Genomic DNA, 25,531 nt, shown 5'->3' on the forward strand with positions numbered 1-25,531 from the left:
CGAGGCACAGGGCAGACATGAAACCGATCAAGCTGATCTCCGGCGTTCTCACCGTCGGGTTCTGGACAATGATGAGCCGCGTCCTGGGCGTGGTGCGCGAGATGATGATCCTCGCCTACATCGGCCCCGGCCCCGTCATGGACGCCTTTGTGGCCGCCTTCCGCCTGCCGAACATGTTCCGCCGGTTCTTTGCCGAAGGGGCGTTCAACGCCGCCTTCGTGCCGCTGTTCTCCAAGAAATACGAGGGCGAGGAGGACCCGCTGATCTTCGCCCGCGATGCGCTGAACGGGCTTGCCGTTGTCCTGCTGATCCTCTCGGCGCTCGCGCTTCTGTTCATGCCCGCGCTGGTCTATGCCACCGCGGGAGGCTTTGCCGGGGATGCCCGCTTCGACCTCACGGTTGGCTACGGGCGCATCGTCTTTCCCTACATCTTCCTGATTTCGCTGGCCGCGCTGTTCTCCGGGGCGCTCAATGCCACCGGGCATTTCGCCGCAGCCGCCGCCGCGCCAGTGCTGCTCAATATCTTCGTCGTCGGCTTCATGGTGCTGGGCAGCGTGGTCGGCGGCGAAGCGATCGTCTGGCTGGTCTGGGCCATTCCCGTGGCCGGGGCAGCACAGCTGATCCTCGTCTGGATTGCGGCCGAACGGGCGGGAATCCGGGTTCGTCCCGGTCGCCCGCGCTGGACCCCGGATATGCGCCGCCTCCTGCGCACCGCGATCCCGGCGGCCCTGGCGGGCGGCGTCATGCAGATCAACCTGCTGGTCGGCCAGTTCGTGGCGTCGGGCTTCGAAAAAGCCGTGGGCTGGCTCTATGCCGCCGACCGTCTGTATCAACTGCCGCTCGGCGTGGTGGGCATCGCGGTCACGGTCGTCCTGTTGCCGGACCTGTCACGCAAGCTGAAAGCCAGGGATGACGTGGGGGGCCGCGCCGCCTTTTCCCGCTCGGGCGAGCTTTCCCTCGCCCTGACGATCCCGGCTTCCGTCGCGCTGGTCGTGATCCCGCTGCCGCTGGTCTCCGTCCTCTTCCAGCGCGGGGCCACCAGCAGCGCCGACAGCGCCGCCATTGCGCTGGCCGTCGCGGTCTATGGCCTCGGACTGCCATCCTTCGTGCTTCAGAAGGTCTTCCAGCCGCTGTTCTTCGCCCGCGAGGACACGCGCTCGCCGTTCAACTACGCCGTGGTCGCGATGATCCTCAATGCCGCCATCGCCATCGGCCTCGCGCCGGTCCTCGGCTGGATCGCCCCGGCCATCGCCACCACTGTCGCGGGCTGGACCATGGCGCTGCAACTCTTCCTCGGATCGCGGAAGATGGGCGAGGTCGCCCGTTTCGACGCGCGGTTCTACAGCCGGGTCTGGCGCATCCTGGCTGCCTCCGCCGTGATGGGCGGGGTGCTTTGGGCCGCCCGGATTCCGCTCTCGCCGTTTCTTTTGGAACCCTGGGTGCGGGGCTTTGCGTTAACCTTCCTGATTGCCATCGGAATCGTGTCCTATGGCATCGCGGGACAGGCGCTCGGCGCGTTCCGCCTCTCCGAAATACGGGGCCTGCTGCGCCGCCGCCGAAACAAGGACTGACGCCAGACATGAGCCCGACCGCACTGATCACCGCCGCCGAAGGATTTCCGGCCCTGGAACGGTTGGCCTTCGGTGCCGAACGGGAGTTGGTCCTGTCCTTCCGCATCCTCGACCCGAAGACCCGCCTGCGCGATCCGGAGGTGCGTGAGCGCGGCTTGGACACCTGGGCTGACCTCATGGCCTGGGTCTCGCGGCGCGGTGTCAAGGTGCGCATGCTGCTGGCGGACTTCGATCCACTCTTCACCTCCGAATTGCACCGCAAGGCCTGGGCCAATGCCTCGGGCTTTGCCGATGTCATGCAAGGCGATGTCCAGGTCCTTTGCGCGCCGCACGGGCAGCGCGCCGGAAGCCTCTGGCGCGTGATCATGCGGGGGCGCATCAATCGGGAATTGCAGCGCCTGAAGGACGAGGACAGCACCCGGCTCACACCGATCCAGCGCGCGGTGCTGAAGGCGGGTCCGATCCTGCGCCCGGCGACGATCCATCAGAAATTCGCCATCGCCGACGGAGCCCATTGCATCATCGGCGGGCTCGACGTGAACGAGCGCCGTTGGGACGACCCGGACCACGATCAGCCAGCCGAGGAAACCTGGCACGACGTCTCCGTGGACCTGACGGACACCGACTTCGCCGGGGCGCTGCACGGTCATTTCACCGAATGCTGGAACGCGGCCATCGACTGCGGCGCGGCTGCGCTGGCCAACCCGGCGGAGCGCTACGACACCGCCACCCGCCCGCAGAGCCGTTCCAACATGAAGCTGGTGCGGACCTTCTCCGCCCCCTGCCCCGGTGCCGCCCGTCTGGCCCCGAAGCCGCTGGCCACGGACCACGAAATGGTGCTGACCAAGGTTTTCGCCGCCGCGCGCAAGTATCTTTACATCGAGACACAATTCCTGCGGCACCCGCCACTGGTCGACGCCATGGTCAACGCCTCCAAGGCGTCGCCCGACCTGCAACTGGTCATGATCCTGCCAGCTGCGCCGGACCGGGTGCTGTTCGACGGCGATCACGGCTGGGACGCGCGGCATGCGCACGGGCTGCAGGTCAAGTGCATCGACCGTCTGCGGGACTCCTTCGGCGACCGTGCGGTGTTCCTCTGTCCCGCGAAACCCGAGACGGAAACAAACGGTGGCCCGAAGGTCGCCGGGGCCGGTCCGATCTACGTGCATTCCAAGGTGGCCATCGTTGACGGCGACGTCACCATCATCGGCTCGGCCAACCTCAATGGTCGGTCGATGCGCTGGGACAGCGAAGCCTCGGTGATGATCCGGGATGAGGCCTTCGCAGCAGACCTGCTCTCGCGGCTTGGCGAATACTGGCTCGAAGAGGGCTCCGGCGACAAGGCGCTGACGCAAGCCGCCACCTGGCGCACCTCGGCGGAGCGGGCAGTCGCGCGCAAGCCGGAAAACCGCGAAGGGTACCTCCTGCCCTTCCCGTTGGAAGCCGGACGATCCTTCTCGCGCTTCGTGCCGATCCTGCCGGACGACATGTTCTGACGCCTCAGCGGCTGCGCATCCGGGACAGGAGCCGCGTGAACCCGCCCGGGATCAGCAGGATCGACAGCATGAAGCCGGTGCAGAAGCCCGCCAGTTCCGCCACCCAGTAATTGTTGGCCCCGAACAGCAGGCCGAAGACCAGTTGCAGCCCCATCAGAACGCCGATCATCGAAAACGCCCTGACCTGGTTCGACCCCGCCGCACCGAGCCGGAGCCATAGCAGATAGGTGAAGCCGCCGATCAGCGCGTAATCCCCGGGAAACGCCCCCACCAGCGGCGTCGGATCGTTGAGCACCAGGGCAAAGACCAGCGCCCCGCCGATGCTCCCCAGAAAGAACAGCGCCAGCATCCGCACCGCGCCCATGACCTCCGCCACGATCTTGCCCATGGCGAGCAGGATCACCACGGCAAAGAGCATCTGCGTGAAATTCCAGTGCAGGAACGGGTATGAGACGAAGCGGATCAGGTGCTCCAATGGCCACGTCCCGGTCTCGCGCATCCATTCAAAGACGCGATCCGAAAAGGCAAACCGCTCCATCCAGTCCGACCGCCAGCCGATCGCCGCCGGCCCGCCAGCCAGCCCCCGCGCCCCCAGGGTGAACACCAGTTCGACCCCGAAGATCACCAGCGCCAGCGCGACGACGACGGGCGGCAGCGGATTGACCGGGCTTTCATTGTGCGGATGGGTCATGGCTCGTTCCTTGACGGGATCACGGCCTCTGGGTAAGCCGTCCCGGACGAAATTTCCAGACGGAGAACCATCATGTCGGAGGGTCAGGTCCAAACTGCCTTCACCAAACGCGTTTTCTCGGGCATCCAGCCGTCCGGCGGGCTGACTCTCGGGAACTATCTCGGCGCGATGAAGCGCTTTGCAGGGATGCAGGGACAAGGGTTCCAGACCATCTATTGCATGGTGGATCTGCACGCGATCACCGTCTGGCAGGACCCGGACAAGCTGCGCCGCGCGACGCGCGAACTGTGCGCCGGGTACATCGCCTCCGGCATCGACCCCGAGGACTCGATCCTCTTCAACCAGAGCCAGGTGCCAGAGCACGCGCAACTCGGCTGGATCTTCAACTGTGTCGCCCGCATGGGCTGGATGCAGCGCATGACCCAGTGGAAGGACAAGGCGGGCAAGAACGCGCAGAACGCCTCGCTCGGCCTCTTTGCCTATCCCGCGCTGATGGCCGCGGACATTCTCATCTACCATGCAACGCATGTGCCGGTGGGCGAGGATCAGAAACAGCACGTCGAGCTGACCCGCGACATCGCGGCGAAGTTCAACCATGACTTCGGTGTCGACTTCTTCCCGCTCACGGAACCGGTGATCGAAGGCGCCGCGACCCGCGTCATGTCCCTGCGCGACGGTTCGAAGAAGATGTCCAAGTCCGACCCCTCGGACATGGCCCGTATCAACATGACCGACGACGCGGACGCCATCGCGAACAAGATCCGCAAGGCCCGCACCGACCCGGACGCCCTGCCCTCCGAGGCCAAGGGCCTGGAGGAGCGGCCGGAGGCGCGCAACCTCGTCAACATCTACGCCGCGCTGGCGGACATGAGCGTGGACGACGTGCTGCGCGATGTGGGGGGCAAGCAATTCTCCGATTTCAAGCCGATGCTTGCCGACCTCGCCGTCGACAAGCTCTCGCCGATCTCGTCGGAAATGGCGCGCCTGATGCAGAACCCCGACGAGATCGACGCGATCCTCGCCCGCGGCTCGGAGCGTGCCCGCGCCATCGCGGAGCCGATCCTGAAGCGGACCTACGAGATCGTCGGCATGGTGCGCTGACCGCGCTGAACAACCGGCAAGGGGCGCTCACGGCGCCCCTTTTCATTTGATCGCCGCGCTGACCCAGTCGCGGGCCTTGTCCAACTCGCTCATCGGGAAGGACTGCATCTTCAGCGTGGGGCAGCATGGCGCGTTGCTGAGGATCGGACAGACCCAGCCGATGTCCGACACCACCGCCACCCGGCTGATGCCGGCCAGAACGGAGGCGGGTGTTCCCCCGGGCGGGGCAGCGACGTCATCGCCGAACCCCGAGAAACTCTCGACGACCTCGATCAATCCGATCGGCCCCAGATCGTCGATCACCCGCGAAATCGACAGCATCGCATCGGCATAATCCTGCGCTGCCAGATTTCCGCGCACGGTCAGTTCCACGGTGCACCGATCCGGGCGCGCACTGAAAGTCAGGGGCATGGCATACTCGGCATATCGTCACATTCCAAAAAGACGATGCACGCGGTGCGTGATTTTGTCACGCACCCGGCGCGAATGCGCCATCCGACGATACTTAAGGACAGGTCTTGCCCGGTTCAGGGCTGCGCGACGAGCCTCGCATACAATCTCAGGGCCGTAGCCGCGTCACGAGAGACCGGCGGCAACATGCGATCGTAGGCAGCCCTCAGCAGGCCCGCAATCTCGGGACGCAGGATGACGGTGCCGCTCGGCAGACGGCCAAGCGGCGACGTTTCGCGGAAGGCGGTGTCGGACCAGAGCAGCGCGGTCTGCACCACCTGCGTCAGGGCCAGCGCCTCCGCATCCATTGCCTGCAGCGCCTCGTCCATGCACAGGAAGACAAAGGCGGCCTTGATGGACCCGTCCGGATCGAAGCGGAAATGCCTGTACTGGTTCGCGCCCTCCCGTCGCAGACGCGCCACCAGCGGCTCGAGACCGTCGATCATCCGGCCGAGATCCGGCAGGTCCAGAACCTCCTGCCAGTCGCGGAAGAAGAAGACCATGCAGTTGGCCCCGAGTTCCGGGTCCGTTTCCGCCATCTTGTGGCCGGACAGTACGCAGACCGCCTCGAACGCGCCCTTCACGACCTCCAGCGTCTTGTCCTCGACGCCAAAGACAACCGGCACGATGGGTTTGCCCCACCGGGCGAAGAGGAACCCGCCTGCGCTGCGCGTGAACAGCGCTTCGATCTGTTCCGGTGTGAGCGCTCCGGACATGATGCAGGTCCCCTGTTTCTTCTCTTTCACAAATACTCCCGCGCGCGGTCGGCGCTGGGTCGCGACCCTGCATACAGGCACATCCGGTGCCGGGCAACCGGCCTGATCCCGGGCCGTCGCTCTGTAGGGCGGGGCTATGCCCCGCACCGCCTCAGCCGTCGAACAGGGAGCCCTGATCCGGCCCGCGGGGTGCGGCCATTCCAAGATGCGTCCAGGCCTTCTGCGCCAGCATCCGCCCCCGCGGCGTGCGCTGGATCAGCCCCTGTTGCAGCAGGTAGGGCTCGACAACCTCCTCCAGCGCATCCCGGCTTTCCGACAGTGCCGCGGACAGCGTCTCGATCCCCACCGGCCCCCCGGCATAGTTCTCCGCGATCAGGCGCAGGTAACGACGGTCGGCCCCGTCAAGGCCAAGACTGTCCACACCAAGCCGGGTCAGCGCGCCATCGGCCAACGCCTGCGTCACCACACCGCCGCCTTCGACCACGGCGAAGTCCACCACACGGCGCAGGAGCCGCCCGGCGATGCGCGGCGTGCCGCGCGAGCGTCGGGCAATCTCCAGTGCGCCGTCGCCTTCGACGGTCACGCCCAGCTTGCGGGCATTGCCGGAGACGATGATCTCCAACTCCTGGATCGTGTAGAAATTCAGCCGCGTCGGGATTCCGAAACGGTCGCGCAGCGGTGTCGTCAGCAGGCCCAGCCGCGTCGTGGCCCCGACCAGCGTGAACGGCTGGAGTTCGATCCGCACCGTCCGCGCCGCCGGCCCCTCGCCGATCACCAGATCGAGTTCGAAGTCCTCCATCGCCGGGTAGAGTACCTCCTCCACCGCCGGGTTCAGCCGGTGGATCTCGTCGATGAACAACACGTCGTTGCGTTCGAGGTTGGTCAGAATCGCCGCCAGGTCCCCGGCCTTGGCCAGCACCGGCCCCGAGGTCATGCGAAAGCCGACGCCCAGCTCGCGCGACATGATCTGCGCCAGCGTCGTCTTGCCGAGGCCGGGCGGGCCGTGGAACAGCGTGTGATCCATCGCCTCGCCCCGCGATTTCGCGGACTGGATGAAGACCTTGAGGTTCGCCCGCGCCTCCGCCTGCCCGACGAAGTCCTCCAGCATCTGCGGACGCAGCGCGCGGTCGTAATCCTCCGGGCGCGGTTCGGGGCGGAGGGTCGGGTCAGGTTCCAGCATCCGTTACCCTTTCGGTGCCAGCAGCTTGAGCGCGGCGCGGATCAGCTCTGCCGTATCCGCCTCCGGAGCCTCTCCGGCTGCCTGCGCAACCGCCCCTGCCGCCTCGCCCGGCGCATAACCGAGGTTCGACAGGGCCGAAAGCGCCTCCGCCTGCGCCGAGACGTTGGCTTTCGGGGGCGCTTTCGCCACGGGCTTCGGACCGGGCGCCACCGGCTCGATCACCGCGTCGTCCAGCGCGGGCGCCGCCTGGCCCGCCGCGCCCATGGCCATGACCGCCGGCGCCTTGTCCTTGAGTTCGTTCACGACGCGTTGCGCGGTCTTCGGGCCAATGCCCTTCGCCGCCTTCACCGCGTTCCAGTCACCCAGGGCAATTGCCCGGCTGACGCCGTCCGGGCCGAGCGTGCCAAGGATGGCCAGAGAAGCCTTGGCGCCGACCCCCTGCACGCTCATCAACAGGCGATGCCATTCCTTCTCCACCAGCGTCGGGAAGCCGAACAGCTGGAGCAGGTCCTCGCGCACCAGCAGATCCGTCCAAAGGGCCGCCGCCTCGCCCACCCCCGGCAGGCTCGCCAAGGTCCGGTCCGAGCAATGCACGATGTACCCGACGCCGCGCACGTCGATCAGCACGGAGTCCAGCCCCTTGTACTCGATCCGCCCTGCAATCCGTCCGATCATGCCCGTACCTTCAATGCCTGCGCCCCATGATAATGCCCGTGACAGAGCGCGATGGCGAGGGCATCCGCCGCATCCGGGCTGTCGAGCGTGGCGGAGGGCAGTTGCAGCTTGATCATGTACTGGATCTGGTGCTTGTCCGCATGGCCCGCGCCGACGATGGTCTTCTTGACCTTGTTGGGGGCATATTCGCCGATCTCAAGGCCGAACTGCGCAGGGACCAGCAAGGCAATCGCCCGCGCCTGACCGAGTTTCAGCGTTGCCACGGCGTCCTTGTTCACGAAGGTCTGTTCCACCGCTGCGGTGTCCGGGCGAAACCGCTCGAACACATCGGTCAGGGCGGCATGCAGGGACAGCAGGCGCGGACCGAGATCGCCGGACGACGAGTGAATCGTCCCGTTCGCCACGTGACGGAATCGCCCGCGTTCGCCCTCGATGACCCCCCATCCGAGGTTCCGAAGCCCCGGATCGATTCCAATTATCCGCATGCTGCTCGCCATTGTTGTTTTGCAGCCACGGTTAGCACGAAACGCGAACATGGGCCAAGCAAAAACCAGCCATCGCCCATTTGCGACATCCATTGCCCAAAGGCGACGCAACCATTCCGGATTCGCCGTTTGGGATCAGAAACACGACATCGTCCCGCAGCGTTTTCTGTCTTTTTTAGTAATGCCTTAACCACGTTTTCTGCTATGCAGCATAAGCATTGGAGCCATGCAATTCCAGAGCTTGCTGGAAGTTTTCATTCTGCCTATTTGGCGAGCGAACACGGAGAAATTCCGTCCACGTTTCAGCCTCTCGGAGAACCACCATGTCTACCTATGACGTGAACCGCAACTACGCCACCGCGCATGCCGCAAACCGTGTGGGTTACTACATCGTCAGCGCCGTCTCGATGCTGGCCGCCTGGAATGACGCCCGTCAGACCCGCAAGAGCCTCGCCGCGCTGACCGACCGCGAGCTGGACGATATCGGCCTGTCCCGCAGCGAAATCGAAGACGTTGTTGCCCGCGGCCGCTGAACCGGCCACGACCATGACGCATAACGGTGCAAGGCCGCGCTCCTGATCGGGAACGCGGCCTTTTTCTTGCGTGAGCGAGAGAGCGAGAGAAGACGGATCGGCTGCCGGTCAGCCGAGATAGGGCGCGAGAAGCGGCGCGAGGTAGGCGGTGGCGGGGTCGATCTGCAACGCCCAGGCTGCGCCCTGTTCCAGGATGCTGCCGGACTGCAAATGCTCCAGATGCGCGCCGTAGCCCTCTTCACCAAGCCCGGCCAGCAGGAACACCTTGAACCCGAGTCCCACCGCAACCGCCAGGACCAGAAGACGGATCATGAATCCGCCAGCCTTGCTGTCCGGCTTCTGAATGATGACGCCGCTGGTGCGGTCGAGCTTGTTGACATAGCCCTGCGCCATCCGCTTGTGCTTGCGGCGCAGCGCTTTCTGGCGCTTTTCAAAGGTCTGGAGCGTGCTATCCATGGCAGCCTCGGAGTGTCCGGCCCCCACCGGATATCCGCCATAATTAGACGCGAAATAAGGCAAAACTTGGGCAGGTGCCGCGAGTTCTCCCTAAATCCGACCTGAAATCACACGGTTTTTTGCAAGGTCAGCGTCACCCAGTCGCCAATCACATCGCGCCGCAACTGATTGATGCCGTTTTGTGCATAAACCTCAACCACCTCATCCGCCTGACGGGTCAGGATGCCGGACAGAATCGCGTAACCGCCCGGCTGGAGATTCGCTGCCATATCCGGCGCGAGGTCGATCAGCGGCTGTTTGAGGATGTTGGCAAACACGAGGTCATAGGGCGCACGGTCGGTCAGCGCCGGGTTGCCGAAGCCCGCCGCCTCGACGCAGGTGACCTTTTCGGCCAGCCCGTTGGCCGCGACATTGGCCTCCGCCACTTCGACGGCCACTTCGTCGATGTCCGACGCCATGACCGGGTTCGGCCAGATCGCAGCCGCGCCCATGGCGAGCACCGCGGTGCCGCAGCCGATGTCCGCGACGTTTTGCCCGGTGAAGCCCTGCGCCGCGAGGCGATCCAGCGCCTCCAGGCAACCCTGCGTTGTGCCATGGTGGCCGGTGCCGAAGGCCATGGCCGCCTCGATCAGCAGCGGCACGCTGTCAGCGGGCACCTTGTCGGCGTCATGGCTGCCGTAGACGAAGAAGCGGCCCGCAACGACCGGCGTCAGCTCGCGCCGCACCTTGTCGACCCAGTCGGTGTCCGGCACCTCGGAGACCACGAAGGGCTGCGCCTCGTAGGCCGCCGCGAGCAGCGCCAGTTCGATGTCGTTCGGCTGCGCAAGAAAGTAGCCGCCAACCTCCCAGGTTCCCGAGCCGTCCTCGATCTCGAATACGCCGACGCCGGTGGGTTCCGGGTCCATGTCCTCCAACGCCTCGCCAAGCGCCTCGGCTTGCGTTTGCGACATCAGTTTGGTGAAGGCGGTGTAGGTCTTGGCCATGGATCTGTCCTTTCGGGTCTCGCCGACCCGATACCGTGTTTCGACGGTCGTTGAAATGCCCTATTCGGCAGGCGCGGGGGCCAGCACGGAGAATACCGTTTCATTGCCCGGTTCCGGGTGGCGCGGGATGAGCAAGGCAAGGATCAGGCTGACACTGGCCATGGCAGCGGCAAGGCCGAAGACCGCGCCCGGCGAGACCAGCCACAGATACCCGAGCAGGGCGGGCAGGAATACCGCCGCGATGTGGTTGATGGTGAATGCCACGGCGGCGGTGGGGGCGATGTCGCCCGGGTCCGCGATCTTCTGGAAGTAGGTCTTCAGCGCCAGCGCGAGGGCAAAGAACATGTGGTCCAGCACATAGAGCGTCGCCGCCAGCACCACACCCCAGCCAAACCAGTAGACCCCGCCATACAGCAGGAAAACGGTCACAAGGCCGGTGTATTCGAAGATCAGCGCGTTGCGCTCGCCGAAACGGGCCACGACCTTCCCGAAGACCGGGGCAATGGCCATGTTGGCAATCAGGTTGATGAGGTACAGCGCCGTCACCTCATGCACCTCGAAGCCGAAGCGTTCGACCATCATGAACCCGGCGAAGACCACGAAGATCTGCCGCCGTGCGCCGGCCATGAACTGCAGCGCGTAATAGAGCCAGTAGCGGCGGCGCAGGATGAACTTCTTGACCTGCGGGTTGGGACTCTCGAACTGCGGAAAGGCAAAGGCGCAATAGGCGACGATGATCAGGGTCATGCCGCCAGAGGCCATGTAGACGAAGTTGTACGACAGATCAAAGGCTTGCCACGTCATGACAATCAGGACGTACGCCACCAGCGTCGCCGCCGAGCCCGCCGCGAGCAGCCAGCCGAGCATCTGCGGCGCACGGTCCTTCGGCAGCCATTGCAGTTGCAGCGACTGGTTCACCGTCTCGTAGTAGTGAAAGCCGATGGAAGACAGGAGCGTGACGATCATCAGCCCGCCGACCGTCGGGAACCAGGCTGTCACGGCGGTGGCCACCCCGAGCAGCGCGAGGGAGAGAAGGCCCAGAACCTGCTCGCGCATCACCAGCAGCACGAGGATCACCCCGATGGCGAGGAAGCCGGGGATTTCCCGGACCGTGTGCAGCCAGCCGATATCGGAGCCGTTGAACTGCGCCGCCTCGATGACGAAGTTGTTCAGCAGCGCCGACCAGGTGGCAAAGCTCAGCGGCATGGCCACGGCCATCAGGAACAGCAGCGTGATCGGGCGGCGCCAGATCGGCAGGGAACGGGCTTCGGACAGGGGTACGGTTTTCATGCCATCGGCATTACGCCCAATCCCCTGACTTGGCGAGAGATTCCTTCGGGCCAAACCGCACATTCCGCGCGGACGATTGCAGAGGGGGCCGCCTGCGCCGGTTTCCGGGTCTGCTGATCTGGATCAAGGCAAACGCATTCAAAGGATTGCATACAGGCCACACCTTTCGGGAAGAGGAAAGCGCCATGGATATCGTCCCCCTTGTCGACCGCATCGGAGAGGCCCCGACGGCGGCCTTGTTCGGCCTGATCGCCGGGGTGACCTTCGGTGTCGCGGCGCAGCGCTCGCGGTTTTGCCTTCGGGCCGCGACAGTTGAGTTTGCGCGGGGCATGATGCAGGACAAGATTGCGGTTTGGCTGCTGACCTTCTCTACCGCCGTCGTCTGGGTGCAGGCGGCGCATCTCCTTGGATTCGTTGACACAACCGAAGCGCGGATGATGGCGGTGCCGGGCAGTTGGTCCGGCGCCATCATCGGCGGGCTGCTGTTCGGCGCGGGCATGGTGCTGGCGCGGGGCTGCTCGGGGCGGCTGCTGGTGCTGGCGGCCACGGGGAACCTGCGGAGCGTGGTTTCAGGACTGATCTTCGCCGTGGTGGCCCAGATGAGCCTCAAGGGTTGGCTGGCGCCGGTCCGGGACTGGATCGCGGGGCAATGGGTGACCAGCGGCGGGCGGAACGTCGACCTCATCGCCGCGGCGCATCTGCCGGAGCAGGCGGGGCTTGTGATCGGGCTTTCTATCGCCTTGTTTGCATTGGACCTTTCCCGTCGCAACAATATCGGTTGGACGCGGTTGGTGTTTGCGTCGGGGGTCGGGTTTGCGGTGGCGTTGGGCTGGGCGCTGACGACGGCCTTGGCGCGGGTGGCGTTCGAGCCAGTGCAGATCGAGAGCCTGACCTTCACCGGCCCCTCCGCCAACACGCTGATGTTCTTCCTCGACCGCACGTCGATCCTGGAGTTCGACGTGGGGCTGGTGCCGGGCGTGGTCATCGGCTCCTTCCTTGCTGCGCTCGTCAACAAGGAGCTGAAATTTCAAGGGTTTGAAGGCCCAACCCCGATGCGAAACGCAATGATCGGCGCGGCGCTCATGGGCTTTGGCGGGATGCTTGCCGGGGGGTGCGCCATCGGCGCGGGGGTCACGGGCGGCAGCATTTTCGCCGGCACCGCCTGGCTCGCGCTGTTCTGCATGTGGGTCGGCGGCATGAGCATGGACTGGATGCTCGGCGGGCGGGGGCAGCCGGCGACGGTGTGAGGGTAACGCAGCGAGCGGTGGATTAACCGGGGAGGCAGTGGCGAGTCGGCCCGCCCGGCTGCCGGGTGGCCCGCCGAGTTTGGTACAAAACCTGCCGATTTTCGTACAGACTACCCCCTCGCCGAACCGGGCTCAAACCGCGGGATTTCGGCGTTTGGTACGATTCGGACCGCGTTTCGTACAGATTTGCCGTCCCGCCCGATTCCGGCCCGTCGAGGCCCCTTACCAGACCTGCGAGGCGGGCAAAAAATTTTGCCGGGACAAAATTTTCTTCGGGGCGCTGCCCCGTCCTTCGGACTCCCCGAGGTATTTCAGGACCAGAGAAGCCCGAGGGGGGACTGCCCCACGGGCCTCAGGTCCTGAGCCGCCAGCCGGTCTTGAAGATCCACCAGACCACCGCGAGGCAGAGGCCGGTGAAGGCGGCGATGGCGAGGAGCGAGAGGCCGATGGGCACGTCCGCCAGGCCGAAGAACGCCCAGCGGAAGCCGGAGATCAGGTAGACCACCGGGTTGAACAGGGTGATCGTCTGCCACACCGGCGGCAGCATGGAGATGGAATAAAAGGACCCGCCGAGGAAGATCAGCGGGGTGATGACGAGCAGCGGCACCAGTTGCAGTTGTTCGAAGTTGCCCGCCCAGATGCCGATGATGAACCCGAGCAGCGCGAAGCTGATGCAGGTCAGAACGAGGAAGGCGAGCATGGCCAGCGGGTGCATGATGCTCAGGTCGACGAAGAGCGCGGCGGTGCCGAGGATCACAAGGCCGATGAACAGCGATTTCGTCGCCGCCGCGCCGACATAACCGATGACGATTTCGAGAAAGTTCACCGGGGCGGAGAGCAGTTCGTAGATCGTGCCGATGAATTTCGGGAAGTAGATGCCGAAGGAGGCATTCGAAATCGCCTGGGTGATGACGCTGAGCATGATCAGCCCCGGCACGATGAAGGCGCCATAGGAGACGCCCTCGACCTGGTCGATGCGGCTGCCGATGGCCGCGCCGAAGACGACGAAATAGAGCGAGGTGGAGATCACCGGCGAGATGAAGCTCTGCGCCAGCGTGCGGAAAAAGCGGGCCATCTCGTTGACGTAGATGGCTTTGATCGCGCCGAAGTTCATGCGGCTGTGTCCTTCTGCTGGTCCGGCTGCTCTGCGACGAGGCCGACGAAGATGTCTTCGAGCGAGTTCTGCGCGGTGGAGACGTCGCGCACGACCAGCCCTTCCTCGGAGAGCGCGGACATCAGGCGGGCAATGCCGGTGCGCTCCGCGCCGGTGTCGTACGCGTAGGTCAAAGTCTTGCGGTCTTCGCTTTGAGCGAGGTTGAAGGCGGCGAGACTGGCGGGGATGGAGTCCACGGGATCGTCCAGTTCAACGGTGAGTTCCTTCTTGCCCATGCGGGTCATCAGCGAGGTTTTCTCCTCTACCAGAAGGATCTGCCCCTTGTTGATGACACCCACGCGGTCGGCGATGGCTTCCGCTTCCTCAATATAGTGGGTGGTCAGGATGATGGTCACGCCATCGCGGCGCAGTTCCTCGACGATCTGCCACATGTCGCGGCGAAGTTCGACGTCGACCCCGGCGGTGGGCTCGTCGAGGAACAGCACGCGCGGCTCGTGGCTGAGCGCCTTGGCAATCAGCACCCGGCGTTTCATGCCGCCGGAGAGCGCCATGACCTTGGTGTCCTTCTTGTCCCAGAGCGAAAGCTTGCGGAGGATCTGTTCGATAAGCGCGTCATTCTTCGGCAGGCCGAAGAGGCCGCGGGAGAAGGAGACGGTGTTGAACACTTTCTCGAAGGGTTCGAGGTTGATCTCCTGAGGCACGAGACCGATGAGGCGGCGGGCGGCGCGGTAGTCGGAGATGACATCGTGGCCGCCGACCGTGATCGTGCCGGAGGTCGGCTGGGTGATCCCGCAGATCGCGGAGATGAGGGTTGTCTTGCCCGCGCCGTTGGGTCCGAGAAGGGCGAGGATCTCGCCTTCCTCGATACGCAAGGTCACGCCGCGAAGGGCTTCGAACCCGCCGTCATAGGTTTTCCGCGCATCGCGGATGTCCACCATTGCCATGGGGTGCTCCTCCTGTTCGTCGCGAATAAGTAGACTGTCCGGTTCACTTTGCCAATGTGCGAGAATGCACAAAGGCAAGGCGTGTCGTTTTCAGGATGGTCCCGGGATATACCCGGCGCATAAGGCAGGGACATGCAAGCTCCTGACCGGCCCGCCCTGGGCATCCTCCTCATCTGTCTTGGCGTCCTCGCCATGTCCGTCAACGATCTGCTGATCAAGGTGCTGTCGGGGGGCTATCCGCTGCACCAGATGGTGTTCGTGCACTCGGCCATCGCGCTGCTGTTCACTTTCGTCCTCGTAATGGCGGAAGGCGGTCCGCGCATCCTGCGCACCGGACGGCCGTTGCTGCACGCGCTGCGCGGGGCGCTGGTGGTGGCGGCGAACATGACTTTCTACGCGGCGGTGGCGGTGATGCCCCTCGGGCAGGCGACGGCGCTGTTCTTCGTCGCCCATCTGTTCATCACGGCGCTGTCGGTGCCTTTGCTCGGCGAGCGGGCCGGGCCGTGGCGATCAGGCGCGGTGCTCGTCGGCTTTGCCGGGGTGCTGGTGATGCAGCGGCCCTGGGCGAGCGAGGTCGCGGTGTCGCGCTGGGTGCTGCTGCTGCCGGTGCTGGCGGCGCTGTGTTATGCGCTGATGCAGGTGTTGACGCGGCGGCTCGGGCTGACCATGCGGGCATCGGCCCTGGCGGCCTATACGCAGGGGACGTTCCTTCTGGTCTCTGCCGGATTCTTCGCGGTGGCCGGCGACGGGCGGTTCGCGGAGGGCCTGGAGAACGAGAGCCTCGTGTTCCTGCTGCGCCCCTGGGTCTGGCCGACGCCGGGGGATTGGCCGGTGTTCCTCGGGCTCGGGCTCTGCGCGGCGGTGTTCGGCTACTGCCTGAGCGCGGCCTATCGGCTGGCCAATGCCGCCACCCTCGCGCCGTTCGAGTACATCGGACTGCCGATGGCGATCCTCTGGGGCTGGCTCGTCTTCGGCGAGTGGCCGGGCGTCGCGACCTGGGTGGGCTGCGCGCTGATCGTCGGTGCCGGGGTGGTGGTTTTCCTCCGGGAAGAGCGCAAGGACGGGGCGGTGCCCGGGCGCCGGACGCGGTGGGACCGCCGGTGAGAACGGCCTGATCGGGGGGAGCCGGAACCCGAGAAGGGATCTGCCCGGTTTCAGGGAATGGGGTCTTCAAGGAATGGGGTCGGCATCGCGCGGATGATGCGGCACGATGAAGCCCGGGATGCCCGCGAGGCCGCGGCAGATCTGTCGCGGCCCCAACCAACACCCCAACACCCCTCTCACAGCCGTGACGCGACAGGCGGCAGATTTCCTGCTACACTTTGCCACATCAAGCCACGCAGAAGCCCGGACGGGCCAGTGTCTGCTCCGGGTCGCTTGGCGCTTGTCGCAACGCCAAAACGGAGAAGTCTCATGCCTGAAACCATCGGAAACCCGCTGTCCTGGGGCGCGCGTGCGCTTGGCATGGCCGGGCACCACGTCGCCGAAAGCGCCGACCGCATCGGCAGCCACGACACCTCTGTCCCAAGGGTGCAGACCCTGACCATGGACGATCTGGGCCATGCGCTCGCCGCCGGGTGGGAGGATTTCCTCGCCTGCCGCAGCGACGTGATGTTCCTGGTGCTGCTCTATCCGGTCATGGGCCTCGTGCTCATGGGCATCGGCTTTCACATGGCGCTGATCCCGCTGTTGTTCCCGCTGGTCATGGGCTTTGCCCTGATCGGGCCGGTGGCGACGGTCGGGGTCTACGAACTCAGTCGACGCCGCGAACGGGGCGAGGAAACCCATTGGTTCACGGCGCTGAAGGTGGTCGAGCGGCCCTCCTTTGGGGCGATCTTCGTCTTTGGCCTGTATCTCGCCGCGCTGCTGGTGGTCTGGATGCTTGTGGCCGCCGAGATATACGGGGCGACGATGGGACCGGCGGGGCCGGAAAGCCTCGGGGCATTCGTCTCCGCCGTTCTCGGAACCGGGGAAGGCTGGCTGCTGATCATCGTCGGCTGCGGCGTCGGCGCGGTCTTTGCGGTGGTTGCGCTGGCGATGTCGGTGGTGACTGTGCCGCTCTTGCTCGACCGCACGCCGGGACTGCCGGTGGCAGTGATGACCTCCGTGCGGGTGCTGCAGCAGAACCCGGTGGTGATCCTGACTTGGGGCGTGATGGTCGCGGGGCTGCTTGTGCTGGCGGCGATCCCGATGCTGCTCGGCCTCGTGATCGCGCTGCCGGTGCTGGGTCATGCGACCTGGCACCTGTATCGTCGGGCGGTGCTCTGAGCACGGTCTCCGGCAGACCGTAGGGCGGGGCTATGCCCCGCCTCCCCCGCGGGTCAGGCGATCTTCAGAACGATCTTGCCGATGTGGCCCGAGCTTTCCATGCGGGCGTGGGCGGCGGCGGCCTCTTCCAGAGCAAACTCCGAATCCATCACCGGGGCGACGGTCCCGGCGTCCAGCAGCGGCCAGACATGAGTACGCAGTTGCTCCGCGATGCGGGCCTTTGCAAGATCGCTTTGCGGGCGCAGGGTGCTGCCGGTGATGGTCAGCCGCCGCGCCATGACCTGCGCGAAGTTCAGTTCCGCCTTCGGCCCGGAGAGGAAGGCAATCTGCACCAGCCGCCCGTCGTCCGCCAGCGCCTTGACGTTGCGCGGGATATAGTCGCCGCCGACCATGTCGAGGATCAGGTCCGCGCCGCCTTCCGCGCGCAGCACCTCGACGAAATCCTCCTCGCGGTAGTTGATTGCCCGCTCCGCCCCGAGATCGGAACAGGCCTGGCATTTGTCGGCGGAGCCGGCGGTGGCGAAGACGCGTGCGCCGAGGGCCTTCGCGAGCTGAATGGCCGTGGTGCCGATACCCGACGAGCCGCCGTGGACGAGGAACCGCTCCCCCGCCGACAGCCCGCCGCGCATGAAGACGTTGGACCAGACGGTGTAATACGTCTCCGGCAGGCAGGCGGCCTGTTTCAGGTCCATGCCCTGCGGCACAGGCAGGCAATGGGCAGCGGGGGTGGCGACATATTCGGCATAACCGCCGCCGGGCAGCAGCGCGCAGACCGCGTCGCCGATCTTCAGCCCGGCGACCCCGGCGCCAAGGGCGACCACCGTCCCGGCCCCCTCCAGCCCCGGCAGATCCGAGGCGGTGGGCGGCGGCGCGTACATGCCGGCGCGTTGCAGCGCATCGGGGCGGTTGACCCCCGCATAAGCGAGTTTGAGCACCACCTGCCCGGGCGCGGGGGTCGGCACGGGGCGCTCGCACAGCTGGAGCACCTCCGGTCCGCCGGGTTTGGTGATCTCGATGGCGCGCATCCTGTCGGTCATGTCGGTCTCCTGAGCGTTTGACGGGACCGTGACGGAAGCGGGCGCGCGGGGCAAGAGGTCCCGGCGCGGGGCCGGGACAGGGTCCCGATCAGCGGCGCGGCTGCGCGCCGCCCGGCAGATCGCTCGCCCGCTCCGGGGCGCGCACGTGCTCGGCGAGTTTCATCGGACCGGCGAGAAGCGTCGACAGGAAACGGTTCTCGCGCACCTGCGCCTTGACCTTCTCGAATCGCATGACGTCCTCGATACGGCGGTCGAGGAAGGCCCAGGTGGCCTCGTCGCCCGGTGAGGTATCGCCGAGCCAGTAGAGGACGGTGGAGGAATAGACCGCCGAGAGCGTCGCCCGCTTGGAATACCAGTTGATGTCGCGGGAGCTGTCGCCCAGCGCGGTCCAGATGGCATCCGCCGTGCCCCAGATCAGCTTCGCCCCGTCGGTCGCATGCATCGGCAGGGCGGAGAGCGTGGCGCCGCGGCGCACGACCTCCTTGTCGCCGATCACTTCGAGCCGGGTCCGCACGGCAAAGGCAACCTTGTCACGGAAGCGCATCTGCGAAAGGTCGGCCTCGGCCAGCCGCGCCAGCATCAGCGCGTCGCCGCGCTTGTGGAAGGCAACCGCGAGATCCACCGCGCCGCGCGGGAACAGGCCAAGCGCCACGACCCGGCTGATGCCGGTGTCGGTCAGCGCGGCGCGGAAGGTGGTTTCGGACCAGCCGTCGAAGGGCACATGGTCCAGGGCCGCGTCGAGCAGCGTGTCTTGCAGGGTGTGTGGCATGGGTCGCTCCTTTCCACGTCGCAGGCCAAGGGTATCCGGGCGGCGCGTTGCTTGAAAGCGGACAAATCGCCCGCTGCCGCCGGGCTGCACCCTCTGGACCGGGCGCGATAGCCCTTTGACATGTAGGCCGAAGGCGGCTATACGGCCACTTCCTGCGCTTTTTGCAACTCAAACCTAGAAAGGTGGTGACAACCACATGCAGGTCAGTGTTCGTGACAACAACGTCGATCAGGCGCTCCGCGCCCTGAAGAAGAAGCTCCAGCGCGAAGGCGTGTTCCGCGAAATGAAGCTCAAGCAGCATTTCGAGAAACCGTCCGAGAAGAAAGCACGTGAGAAGGCCGAGGCAATTCGCCGCGCCCGCAAGCTCGCTCGCAAGAAGGCTCAGCGCGAAGGTCTTCTCTAAGGCCCGCCACAGATCGACTTCATGAACGGAAGTCGGGGCCGGATGGCTCCTCAGACGACCCCCGGGGCATGCGCCTTTCGGGGGTTTGTCGTTTTCCTGGCGGGGAAAATTTTGTCGGGGCAAAACTTTTGTCGGGAGCTTTGCTCCCGTCCATTCGAGACTCCCTCAAGGTATTTCGGGACCAAAGAAGTGGAGGCGCCGCGCCCCGTCTTCTTTGGTCCCGAAATACCTCAGGGGATGAATGCGCGAAGCGCAGAAGGGGGCGGCGCCCCCTTGAAAGCGAGCGAAGCGAGCGCCGGTCGCCTCGCATGAGCGAGGCGAAACCCCTGATCCGCAGGACCTGCGTCGGGGTCAGCTCGGCCCGATCATGAAGCAGGTGATCTGCCGCGCCTGCAGGCGGCGGCAGGCCAGGTCGGCCTGGTCGCGGGTCAGGCCCATGAAGTTGGCGTCGAAGCCGCGATTGCCCTTGTTCACCTTGCGCAGCGCCCCGTCGAGGGAAGCGGTTTCGGTCAGGGCGGTCTTCAGCAGGATCTTCTCCGCGTCGAAGCGGCTCGGGTAGCGGCCGATGTTGATGCCCCAATGCCGCCCGCCGGAGGTCGACAGCCGGGTGACCACTTCAGCCTCCCGCGCCGGGGTTGCAGTGTCGCGGATCTCGGCGGCGGCCAGTTGCACCCCTTCAGGCCGACGTGTCGGCTTGATCGAGGTGTCCGGCGCGATGCCCACGGTTTCGGCGGCCACCGGCGGCGGTCCGACGGGCGCGACGGATGCGACGGTCTGCACCTCCTTGAGCACGTTTTCGATGTCGGCCTGCACCCCCGCCACCAGTGGCGCGACGTCCGCGGCGGTCACCGCGGGCGGCCTGGCCTGCGGGCGCAGGCTGCGGGTCACCGCGGCGCGGGCGACGCGGATGGTCTTGGCCCGGGTTCCGGGCGCCGGGTTGCTGCTTTGCGCGACGACCACATCGGCGCCTGCCCCAAGGTAGGGCGGCTTGCCCGGCGCGCGGAACGGCGCGTTGGGCGAGGTCTTGCGGAAACCCAGGTCCAGCAGTTCCGCCACCTTGGCATTGCGCGACGCCGTCGAGCTGCCGCCGAACACCGTTGCGATGACCCGTTCGCCGCCGCGTTCGGCCGAGGCGACAAGGTTGAAGCCCGCCGCGCGGGTGTAGCCGGTCTTGATCCCGTCCGCACCCTTGTAGCTCTGCAACAGGCGGCTGTTCGTGTGGCTGACCTGGCGCACGCCGGCATCGGCGGTGATGCGGGAGAACAGGTTGTAGTATTGCGGGTAGTCGTAGATCAGGTGCCGCCCGAGGATCGACATGTCCATGGCGGTCGACAGGTGCCCCTCCTCGGTCAGCCCGTTGGCGTTCCGGAAGGTGGTGCGCGTCATGCCGAGCGCCTTGGCCGTGCGGTTCATGCGGCGGGCAAAGGCCGCCTCGGAGCCGGCGATGGCCTCGCCGATCGCAGTTGCGGCGTCGTTGGCGGATTTCACCGCCGCGGCGCGCACGAGGTAGCGCAATGCGATGGTCTGGCCCTCGCGCAGGCCGAGCTTTGACGGCGGCTCGGAGGCGGCATTGCGCGACACGCGCACCATGGTGTCCATGCTGAGTTCGCCGTTCTCCACCGCCTCGAAGGCGATGTAGAGCGTCATCATCTTGGTCAGCGAGGCCGGATGCAGCCGCGTTTCCGCGTTCTCCGCATGCAGCACCTTGCCCGATCGCGCGTCCATCACCAGGGCCGCATAGGGCGCGGCCATGGCGCTCAGCGGCACCAGGAGGGCAAGCCAGATCAAAGTGAGAAGGTACAGGCCCATACGGCCCGTCTGCCTGCGACGTCGCGTCTGCATGTTCCGCCTATCTACTGCCTCGTGTCCCCGGATTTTTCCGGTGGACTGATTTTTTTGATTACCGAAAGGCTAGCACGGCCCGCGTCTCAAGAGAAGCCTCCAATCCTTTGATTAACCATGATTTTCGTTAACCATTGGTTGGCAGATGTTGGGGGTGCTCAAACCTTGACCGCAAGACAAGGGATTGTGGCGAGAATGAGGCAGATTGTGGCGGGATCATGACGGCGACTCGGCGGTTCGCGGCGCGGGTGAGTCCTGTTTCGGGCGTTCCCGATTTGGTCCATGGGGGCGGGGTCAGGCAAATTCGCCCTGGCAGAACCAGCCCGAAGACAGCGCCCCGCCGTGAGCGTAGAACAGCCAGAGCCGGTCGCCCCGGTCGGTTTCCACGCGCCAGTAATCGCGCGGGCCGGAGCGCCACTCGGGGTCCTCCAGCCACCATTCCGGCAGGATGCGCTCCGGCCCCGTCGCCTCCACCACGCCGAAGGTCCGCCCGCGCCAGCGGAAGCTGTCTCCCAGCCGGGGTTTGTCCGGGGCCATGACCGGCTCCGGACGCCACATCTGCAGCGGGCGCGGCACCTCCGGGTCTGGCCAGTCCGGGGCGGGCTCGGACCAGGCGGCGGTGAGGCGCTGCGCGCCCTTCTCGGGGATGTGGCTGTCGCCACGGTGGCGGCGGGTGATCGCCTCCATGCCGATGCGGGCGGAGAGGCGGTTGATCAGGTCCTCCTTCGCCGGGCCGAAGCCTCCCGCCTGCCGCGCCACGCCCTTCGCCGCCGCCTCCGCGTGGCCCGCCATCTGGCGGTCATAGATCGGCTCGGTGGTGATCGCCTCCAGCCGCAGCATGTCGATGCCGGGTCCGGCGTCGATTTCCTCGATCTTCATGGCCAGCAGAGGCCGCAGGCGCTCCGGGTCGTGCCCCGCGACGGCGAGTTTCAGGGTCAGCCACTGCATCGTGTGATCGGCGCGGTGCGCCTCCAGCCGCAGGACGCGCACGCCGAGGCCCTTGTCCTTGAGTTTGACGCAGAGGGCGCGGGCGAGGCGGTCGAGTCCGGCGGCAACATCCTCCGCGAAGCCGATGGGGTCCGGGAGCGAGAGCCGCACCGCGAAGCGTTCCGGCGGCGGCAGGGCGCTGATCGGCTCGGGGGCGCTGCCGGTGGCCTTGTCGAGCTGATCCACCAACCCGCGCCCGAAGCGGCGGGCGAGACCGGCGCGGGGCTGGCCGATCAGGTCACCCACGGTGCGCAGGCCGAGGCGGTGCAGCTGTTCCTGCGTGTAGGCGTCGATCCGGAGGGCGGCGACGGGCAGCGGCGCGATGGCGCTCCAGCTCTTGCCGATCTCGGCGATATGGCCTTCGGGGAGCGCGCGGGCGGGGGCGCCGGGGGGCAGGCCGCCGCGCTCCCAGTGCCGCCTTTTCCCGGCCCGCGCCCGCGTTGCCCGCGCCTCCTGGTCGATGGCATCGCCGGAGCGGTGGGGGGTGACGTCCTGCGTGGTGTAGCGGGCCAGCGCCCAGGCCGCGCCCAGCGTGTCGGCGAGGCCGAGGCGGACGGTGAGGCCAAGGTCGCCGCAATCGCGGTGCACCTGCGCGGCCAGCGCCTCCTCCCCGCCGAAGAGATGGGCGCAGCCGGTGAGATCCACCACCAGCGCGTCCGGCGGCTCGGAGCGGACCCAAGGCGAATAGCGCCCGGCCCAGCGGTGCAGCGCGTCGAGGAAATTTTGTTCGCGGTGAGGGATGGCCGGGCGGGTGACGAGGTCGGCGCACATGGCATGGGCGTCGCGCAGCGGCTGGCCCTTGTAGAGCCCGGCCTGCGTGGCGAGCGGGGAGAGCGAGGCGACGACCTGCGCAGGACCCTCGGTGGCGACGGTGACGAAGGGGATTTCGGCAAGCCAGGGCTCCGCCCGGATCAGGCGTTCGGCGCCAAGGCGCGGGAACCAGAGCGAGAGGATGCGGCGGTGAGGCATGGGAGCGCGGTATCGTGTTCTCTCTTTGTTCTAGCGCATGGGCGGAGGGGAGTCGAGTCCAGCGGGGTCGCCCCGGTCCGCGCAGCGGCACCCCGTCCGGCAAGACCCGATCGGGGCCTCGGGCCGGACGGGTGTGGCGGCGGCTCCCTCCCCCTTGGGGAGGGTTGGGGTGGGGATGGAGACCGCGTGGGGATGGAGACCGCGTAGGGCGGGGAGGTCCCGGGTCAGGCCCGGGACTGCGACGCGCGGTTCGGCAAGCGCCCTACATCGTCTCCAGGCAATGCCGCCGGAACGCCCGTTTCAGCATGTCCAGTTCCGCCCGCAACAGCTCCATCTCCGCCCGGATGTCGTCGCCGAGCACCTCGCCGGCGATCAGGGTGAAGCTGTCCAGCACCGTGTCCGCGTTGGCGTCCGCAATCAGGAAGGTCTGCACCCCGTCCCCCACCGCATCGAGCGGCACCGGCACTTCCAGCGCCCAGCGGCCGCCGCCCGGAACCTCGGTCACCGTCACGCCGTGCAGCGGCCGATCGTGCAGGGTCACCGCGATCTCCGGCCGCCCCGCGTCCTTCGCCAGCGGGGTCAGCAGACCCTGCCAGACACCCTCGCGGAAGCGGGTCTTGGTCAGTTCGAACTTGCTCATGCCCGGCGGCCCCCGTTCGTGTTCACAGTTCCGCACGCTTGCGGCGGCTGAAGGTCAGGTCGCGCAGCACCACCTGGTTCATCTGCGGCCCTTCGAAGATCAGGTCGAGCCACATCCGCTCCACGCGCTTCTCGTTCAGCTTGGTATAGGCGAGGTCGAATTCCACCCGGATCTCGTCCTGGTGCAGCGGCAGTTCGCGCACGATCTGTTCGGTGTTCGGCCCGTGCCTGATGTTCAGCCGGGCGAAGATCTCCAGCCGCTTTTCCATCTCCACGATGGTGTCGATGCGGATCAGGTGCTTGCGGGTCAGGCCGATATGCGCCGTCTCCGGCAGGTCGATGGCAAGGCTCAGGTAGGAGCCGTCGAAGCGGAACACGTCCATCCGGAGGCCATAGGCGGCGAGGTCCGCCTCGCGTGTGTTGCGCAGCTGACGCAGGGTCAGTTCGGACTTGGCGCAATCGTGGAACAGCGTCGCCTCCGCGCCGAGCATGCTCTGCGACTTGACGGAGGACATGCCGGGCGTCGCCAGCGGGCCGCACCAGAGTTCCGGACGCCAGGCCCAGTCGGCGTCCTCCGGGCGGGGAAAGGCCTGGTTGCCGATCACCGGAAGCGCCAGCCTTGCGTCGGCGACATGGATCAGCGCGTCCAGCTGCGCCTTCAGGCGCCGCGCCATGCCACGCTGGCGGCGCAGGTCCGGCAGGTCGGTCTGCGACGCGGCCCGCGCCATCTGCGTCCAGCGCCGCAGCGCCGCCAGATGCAGCGCCCTGGTCAGCAAGCCCCGCTTTTCGCCCGTCATCGGTTGTCCCATGCCCGCCTCGTCCCCTGGGTCTGCCTCGGTGCCCGGTCCGGCGCGAGTATCATGGCAAATCCTTCGGATTGAATAAACGGCCAAAGAGACCCGCCTTCTTTCGTGTCGCCGTCCGAGCCGGACCACCTGTGGGCGCGGTCTCTCCGGCGGGCGCGGCCATCGGCTCCGCCGCGACGGGATCGGTTCGCGCTGCGCTCAGGGCCTCGATCTGGTCGCGGACCTGGCTCAGCATCCGCCCGCCCCGCGCGCCGGCATACTCACTTCCCTCGGGCGCATAGAGCGCCAGCATCACAAGCCGCCCGTTCACCGCGAACGCGCCGCGCCAGTGGCGCGGGTCGCCGCCGGTCAGGCGCTTCTCGCCGCCGCGGTCGAGGTTGGCGGTGACGAAGCCGCCAGACATGCCGCCGCCCAGCAGCGTGGCCCCGGCGGTCGCGGCGATGGCACCGGCGGTGGGCAGCGGCTCCTGCGGTCCCTCGGCGCCCACCGTGACGGTCACCAGCACCGGCTCGACCCAGAAGCCGACCTTGCCCTCCGACAAGGCCATGCAGGATGCGATCAGCGCGAAGTCGCTGGAGAGGCCACGCGTGAGGGTTGCCGGGTCGATGCAGTAGCCCTCCGGCCCGCTGACGGTCACCGCGCCTCCGGCGAGAACCGCCTTGGCCAATGGCGGCTTCCCCGATCCGCCGGGGGCTGGCAGGCAGCCACCGAGCACCAGCGCCGCCGGGAGCAGCAGGGCCGAAACCGCCCTCACGCGGCGCGCCCTTCCGGGGCCGCTGTCACGACAGGTTCGATCCAGATCATCGCTCTGTGCATCCTCCCGAAGCGTTAACGCATGCTTTTGCAATAGCGAACGGCCCGCCACGGAGCAAGTACGCG

26 protein-coding genes are annotated in these 25,531 nt (G+C 66.6%); 8 read left to right on the forward strand and 18 right to left on the reverse strand.

Translation table 11 applies throughout. The annotated features are described in order from the left end of the window. Nucleotides 1-17: 17 nt before the first annotated feature. Both murJ and ACP159_RS13785 read left to right on the forward strand, forming a co-directional pair. Nucleotides 18-1,571 carry a murein biosynthesis integral membrane protein MurJ gene (gene murJ, locus ACP159_RS13780; RefSeq protein ID WP_425100311.1) on the forward strand — a complete coding sequence of 518 codons (1,554 nt, stop codon included), beginning with the start codon at nucleotides 18-20 and terminating at the stop codon, nucleotides 1,569-1,571. 8 nt (nucleotides 1,572-1,579) lie between these two features. Beyond that, a complete protein-coding gene (locus ACP159_RS13785) occupies nucleotides 1,580-3,067 on the forward strand; it encodes a phospholipase D family protein (RefSeq protein WP_425100312.1) in 1,488 nt (495 codons plus the stop codon). A gap of 4 nt (nucleotides 3,068-3,071) precedes the next feature. Here the strand turns inward: ACP159_RS13785 and ACP159_RS13790 are convergent, their stop codons facing one another. After that, a complete protein-coding gene (locus tag ACP159_RS13790) occupies nucleotides 3,072-3,758 on the reverse strand; it encodes a rhomboid family intramembrane serine protease (RefSeq protein WP_425100313.1) in 687 nt (228 codons plus the stop codon). Nucleotides 3,759-3,830: 72 nt separating this feature from the next. On the opposite strand from ACP159_RS13790, the gene trpS reads away from it, so the two are divergent. Then, on the forward strand, nucleotides 3,831-4,859 hold the full coding sequence (gene trpS / locus ACP159_RS13795; RefSeq protein ID WP_425100314.1) for a tryptophan--tRNA ligase: 1,029 nt from the start codon (nucleotides 3,831-3,833) through the stop codon (nucleotides 4,857-4,859). A gap of 42 nt (nucleotides 4,860-4,901) precedes the next feature. Here trpS and ACP159_RS13800 read toward each other — a convergent pair whose 3' ends face one another. The 5 genes from ACP159_RS13800 to ruvC all read right to left on the reverse strand — a co-directional run bounded on the left by ACP159_RS13800 (nucleotide 4,902) and on the right by ruvC (nucleotide 8,365). Continuing rightward, nucleotides 4,902-5,270 (reverse strand): STAS/SEC14 domain-containing protein, encoded by a 369-nt coding sequence (locus ACP159_RS13800; RefSeq protein WP_425100315.1) that lies wholly within the window; start codon nucleotides 5,268-5,270, stop codon nucleotides 4,902-4,904. A 116-nt stretch (nucleotides 5,271-5,386) separates the two neighbouring features. Further along, nucleotides 5,387-6,025 carry a hypothetical protein gene (locus tag ACP159_RS13805; protein ID WP_425100316.1) on the reverse strand — a complete coding sequence of 213 codons (639 nt, stop codon included), beginning with the start codon at nucleotides 6,023-6,025 and terminating at the stop codon, nucleotides 5,387-5,389. Between the two features lie 151 nt (nucleotides 6,026-6,176). Then, nucleotides 6,177-7,205, reverse strand: coding sequence for a Holliday junction branch migration DNA helicase RuvB (gene ruvB, locus ACP159_RS13810; protein ID WP_425100317.1), 1,029 nt, complete (start codon nucleotides 7,203-7,205; stop codon nucleotides 6,177-6,179). A gap of 3 nt (nucleotides 7,206-7,208) precedes the next feature. Further along, nucleotides 7,209-7,880 (reverse strand): Holliday junction branch migration protein RuvA, encoded by a 672-nt coding sequence (ruvA, locus tag ACP159_RS13815; protein ID WP_425100318.1) that lies wholly within the window; start codon nucleotides 7,878-7,880, stop codon nucleotides 7,209-7,211. Continuing rightward, a complete protein-coding gene (ruvC, locus tag ACP159_RS13820) occupies nucleotides 7,877-8,365 on the reverse strand; it encodes a crossover junction endodeoxyribonuclease RuvC (protein ID WP_425100319.1) in 489 nt (162 codons plus the stop codon). The genes ruvA and ruvC overlap by 4 nt, the downstream gene beginning before the upstream one ends. Before the next feature lie 323 nt (nucleotides 8,366-8,688). Between ruvC and ACP159_RS13825 the strand changes: the two genes are divergently transcribed. Next, entirely contained in the window at nucleotides 8,689-8,898 is a 210-nt protein-coding gene (locus ACP159_RS13825; protein ID WP_425100320.1) for a DUF1127 domain-containing protein, read from the forward strand. 108 nt (nucleotides 8,899-9,006) lie between these two features. On the opposite strand, the gene ACP159_RS13830 is transcribed toward ACP159_RS13825, so the two are convergent. The 3 genes from ACP159_RS13830 to ACP159_RS13840 all read right to left on the reverse strand — a co-directional run bounded on the left by ACP159_RS13830 (nucleotide 9,007) and on the right by ACP159_RS13840 (nucleotide 11,627). Next, the gene (locus tag ACP159_RS13830) at nucleotides 9,007-9,354 is read right to left on the reverse strand and encodes a hypothetical protein (RefSeq protein WP_425100321.1); all 348 of its coding nucleotides are present in this window, start codon (nucleotides 9,352-9,354) and stop codon (nucleotides 9,007-9,009) included. A gap of 107 nt (nucleotides 9,355-9,461) precedes the next feature. Next, nucleotides 9,462-10,337 carry a 50S ribosomal protein L11 methyltransferase gene (locus ACP159_RS13835; protein WP_425100322.1) on the reverse strand — a complete coding sequence of 292 codons (876 nt, stop codon included), beginning with the start codon at nucleotides 10,335-10,337 and terminating at the stop codon, nucleotides 9,462-9,464. A 60-nt stretch (nucleotides 10,338-10,397) separates the two neighbouring features. Beyond that, nucleotides 10,398-11,627 carry an MFS transporter gene (locus ACP159_RS13840; RefSeq protein WP_425100323.1) on the reverse strand — a complete coding sequence of 410 codons (1,230 nt, stop codon included), beginning with the start codon at nucleotides 11,625-11,627 and terminating at the stop codon, nucleotides 10,398-10,400. Nucleotides 11,628-11,812: 185 nt separating this feature from the next. Here ACP159_RS13840 and ACP159_RS13845 point away from each other — a divergent pair, with 185 nt between their 5' ends. Then, the gene (locus ACP159_RS13845) at nucleotides 11,813-12,874 is read left to right on the forward strand and encodes a YeeE/YedE family protein (protein WP_425100324.1); all 1,062 of its coding nucleotides are present in this window, start codon (nucleotides 11,813-11,815) and stop codon (nucleotides 12,872-12,874) included. 352 nt (nucleotides 12,875-13,226) lie between these two features. On the opposite strand, the gene ACP159_RS13850 is transcribed toward ACP159_RS13845, so the two are convergent. Further along, complete coding sequence (locus ACP159_RS13850) at nucleotides 13,227-13,988, reverse strand: ABC transporter permease (RefSeq protein ID WP_425100325.1); 762 nt, start codon at nucleotides 13,986-13,988, stop codon at nucleotides 13,227-13,229. After that, nucleotides 13,985-14,932, reverse strand: coding sequence for an ABC transporter ATP-binding protein (locus ACP159_RS13855; protein WP_425100326.1), 948 nt, complete (start codon nucleotides 14,930-14,932; stop codon nucleotides 13,985-13,987). The genes ACP159_RS13850 and ACP159_RS13855 overlap by 4 nt, the downstream gene beginning before the upstream one ends. 132 nt (nucleotides 14,933-15,064) lie before the next feature. Here ACP159_RS13855 and ACP159_RS13860 point away from each other — a divergent pair, with 132 nt between their 5' ends. Together ACP159_RS13860 and ACP159_RS13865 are read left to right on the forward strand one after the other, a co-directional pair. Beyond that, a complete protein-coding gene (locus ACP159_RS13860; protein WP_425100327.1) occupies nucleotides 15,065-16,036 on the forward strand; it encodes a DMT family transporter in 972 nt (323 codons plus the stop codon). Nucleotides 16,037-16,345: 309 nt separating this feature from the next. Continuing rightward, nucleotides 16,346-17,200 (forward strand): DUF2189 domain-containing protein, encoded by an 855-nt coding sequence (locus ACP159_RS13865; RefSeq protein WP_425100328.1) that lies wholly within the window; start codon nucleotides 16,346-16,348, stop codon nucleotides 17,198-17,200. Nucleotides 17,201-17,253: 53 nt separating this feature from the next. On the opposite strand, the gene ACP159_RS13870 is transcribed toward ACP159_RS13865, so the two are convergent. Both ACP159_RS13870 and ACP159_RS13875 read right to left on the reverse strand, forming a co-directional pair. Continuing rightward, the gene (locus ACP159_RS13870) at nucleotides 17,254-18,237 is read right to left on the reverse strand and encodes an NAD(P)H-quinone oxidoreductase (RefSeq protein ID WP_425100329.1); all 984 of its coding nucleotides are present in this window, start codon (nucleotides 18,235-18,237) and stop codon (nucleotides 17,254-17,256) included. A gap of 88 nt (nucleotides 18,238-18,325) precedes the next feature. Beyond that, nucleotides 18,326-19,006 (reverse strand): COQ9 family protein, encoded by a 681-nt coding sequence (locus ACP159_RS13875; RefSeq protein ID WP_425100330.1) that lies wholly within the window; start codon nucleotides 19,004-19,006, stop codon nucleotides 18,326-18,328. A gap of 196 nt (nucleotides 19,007-19,202) precedes the next feature. Between ACP159_RS13875 and rpsU the strand changes: the two genes are divergently transcribed. Further along, nucleotides 19,203-19,409: a 30S ribosomal protein S21 gene (rpsU, locus tag ACP159_RS13880; protein WP_005614280.1), complete on the forward strand. Its 207-nt coding sequence runs from the start codon at nucleotides 19,203-19,205 to the stop codon at nucleotides 19,407-19,409. Nucleotides 19,410-19,760: 351 nt separating this feature from the next. On the opposite strand, the gene ACP159_RS13885 is transcribed toward rpsU, so the two are convergent. From ACP159_RS13885 to ACP159_RS13905, 5 genes are all read right to left on the reverse strand, one after another. Beyond that, complete coding sequence (locus ACP159_RS13885; protein ID WP_425100331.1) at nucleotides 19,761-21,218, reverse strand: serine hydrolase; 1,458 nt, start codon at nucleotides 21,216-21,218, stop codon at nucleotides 19,761-19,763. A gap of 327 nt (nucleotides 21,219-21,545) precedes the next feature. Continuing rightward, nucleotides 21,546-23,207, reverse strand: a complete 1,662-nt coding sequence (locus ACP159_RS13890) for a DUF6504 family protein (RefSeq protein WP_425100332.1) — start codon at nucleotides 23,205-23,207, stop codon at nucleotides 21,546-21,548. Nucleotides 23,208-23,469: 262 nt separating this feature from the next. Next, complete coding sequence (locus ACP159_RS13895; protein WP_425100333.1) at nucleotides 23,470-23,847, reverse strand: hypothetical protein; 378 nt, start codon at nucleotides 23,845-23,847, stop codon at nucleotides 23,470-23,472. 22 nt (nucleotides 23,848-23,869) lie between these two features. Continuing rightward, the gene (locus tag ACP159_RS13900) at nucleotides 23,870-24,655 is read right to left on the reverse strand and encodes a DUF6478 family protein (protein WP_425100334.1); all 786 of its coding nucleotides are present in this window, start codon (nucleotides 24,653-24,655) and stop codon (nucleotides 23,870-23,872) included. 49 nt (nucleotides 24,656-24,704) lie between these two features. Further along, nucleotides 24,705-25,406 (reverse strand): dihydroxy-acid dehydratase, encoded by a 702-nt coding sequence (locus ACP159_RS13905; RefSeq protein WP_425100335.1) that lies wholly within the window; start codon nucleotides 25,404-25,406, stop codon nucleotides 24,705-24,707. Nucleotides 25,407-25,531: the final 125 nt, after the last annotated feature.

It is taken from the genome of Tropicibacter sp. S64 (genome assembly GCF_049803835.1).
Classification (GTDB): Bacteria; Pseudomonadota; Alphaproteobacteria; order Rhodobacterales; family Rhodobacteraceae; genus Pacificoceanicola.

Coding starts and splice junctions, on each gene's coding strand:
- ruvC (WP_425100319.1), bottom strand. CDS start 8,365: ATGCGGATAATTGGAATCGATCCGGGGCTTCGGAACCTCGGATGGGGG.
- ACP159_RS13845 (WP_425100324.1), top strand. CDS start 11,813: ATGGATATCGTCCCCCTTGTCGACCGCATCGGAGAGGCCCCGACGGCG.
- trpS (WP_425100314.1), top strand. CDS start 3,831: ATGTCGGAGGGTCAGGTCCAAACTGCCTTCACCAAACGCGTTTTCTCG.
- ACP159_RS13835 (WP_425100322.1), bottom strand. CDS start 10,337: ATGGCCAAGACCTACACCGCCTTCACCAAACTGATGTCGCAAACGCAA.
- ACP159_RS13800 (WP_425100315.1), bottom strand. CDS start 5,270: ATGCCCCTGACTTTCAGTGCGCGCCCGGATCGGTGCACCGTGGAACTG.
- ACP159_RS13890 (WP_425100332.1), bottom strand. CDS start 23,207: ATGCCTCACCGCCGCATCCTCTCGCTCTGGTTCCCGCGCCTTGGCGCC.
- ACP159_RS13855 (WP_425100326.1), bottom strand. CDS start 14,932: ATGGCAATGGTGGACATCCGCGATGCGCGGAAAACCTATGACGGCGGG.
- ACP159_RS13885 (WP_425100331.1), bottom strand. CDS start 21,218: ATGGGCCTGTACCTTCTCACTTTGATCTGGCTTGCCCTCCTGGTGCCG.
- murJ (WP_425100311.1), top strand. CDS start 18: ATGAAACCGATCAAGCTGATCTCCGGCGTTCTCACCGTCGGGTTCTGG.
- ACP159_RS13805 (WP_425100316.1), bottom strand. CDS start 6,025: ATGTCCGGAGCGCTCACACCGGAACAGATCGAAGCGCTGTTCACGCGC.
- ACP159_RS13850 (WP_425100325.1), bottom strand. CDS start 13,988: ATGAACTTCGGCGCGATCAAAGCCATCTACGTCAACGAGATGGCCCGC.
- ruvB (WP_425100317.1), bottom strand. CDS start 7,205: ATGCTGGAACCTGACCCGACCCTCCGCCCCGAACCGCGCCCGGAGGAT.
- ACP159_RS13900 (WP_425100334.1), bottom strand. CDS start 24,655: ATGGGACAACCGATGACGGGCGAAAAGCGGGGCTTGCTGACCAGGGCG.
- ACP159_RS13840 (WP_425100323.1), bottom strand. CDS start 11,627: ATGAAAACCGTACCCCTGTCCGAAGCCCGTTCCCTGCCGATCTGGCGC.
- ACP159_RS13785 (WP_425100312.1), top strand. CDS start 1,580: ATGAGCCCGACCGCACTGATCACCGCCGCCGAAGGATTTCCGGCCCTG.
- ACP159_RS13860 (WP_425100327.1), top strand. CDS start 15,065: ATGCAAGCTCCTGACCGGCCCGCCCTGGGCATCCTCCTCATCTGTCTT.
- ACP159_RS13870 (WP_425100329.1), bottom strand. CDS start 18,237: ATGACCGACAGGATGCGCGCCATCGAGATCACCAAACCCGGCGGACCG.
- ACP159_RS13875 (WP_425100330.1), bottom strand. CDS start 19,006: ATGCCACACACCCTGCAAGACACGCTGCTCGACGCGGCCCTGGACCAT.
- ACP159_RS13825 (WP_425100320.1), top strand. CDS start 8,689: ATGTCTACCTATGACGTGAACCGCAACTACGCCACCGCGCATGCCGCA.
- ACP159_RS13790 (WP_425100313.1), bottom strand. CDS start 3,758: ATGACCCATCCGCACAATGAAAGCCCGGTCAATCCGCTGCCGCCCGTC.
- ACP159_RS13865 (WP_425100328.1), top strand. CDS start 16,346: ATGCCTGAAACCATCGGAAACCCGCTGTCCTGGGGCGCGCGTGCGCTT.
- ruvA (WP_425100318.1), bottom strand. CDS start 7,880: ATGATCGGACGGATTGCAGGGCGGATCGAGTACAAGGGGCTGGACTCC.
- rpsU (WP_005614280.1), top strand. CDS start 19,203: ATGCAGGTCAGTGTTCGTGACAACAACGTCGATCAGGCGCTCCGCGCC.
- ACP159_RS13830 (WP_425100321.1), bottom strand. CDS start 9,354: ATGGATAGCACGCTCCAGACCTTTGAAAAGCGCCAGAAAGCGCTGCGC.
- ACP159_RS13895 (WP_425100333.1), bottom strand. CDS start 23,847: ATGAGCAAGTTCGAACTGACCAAGACCCGCTTCCGCGAGGGTGTCTGG.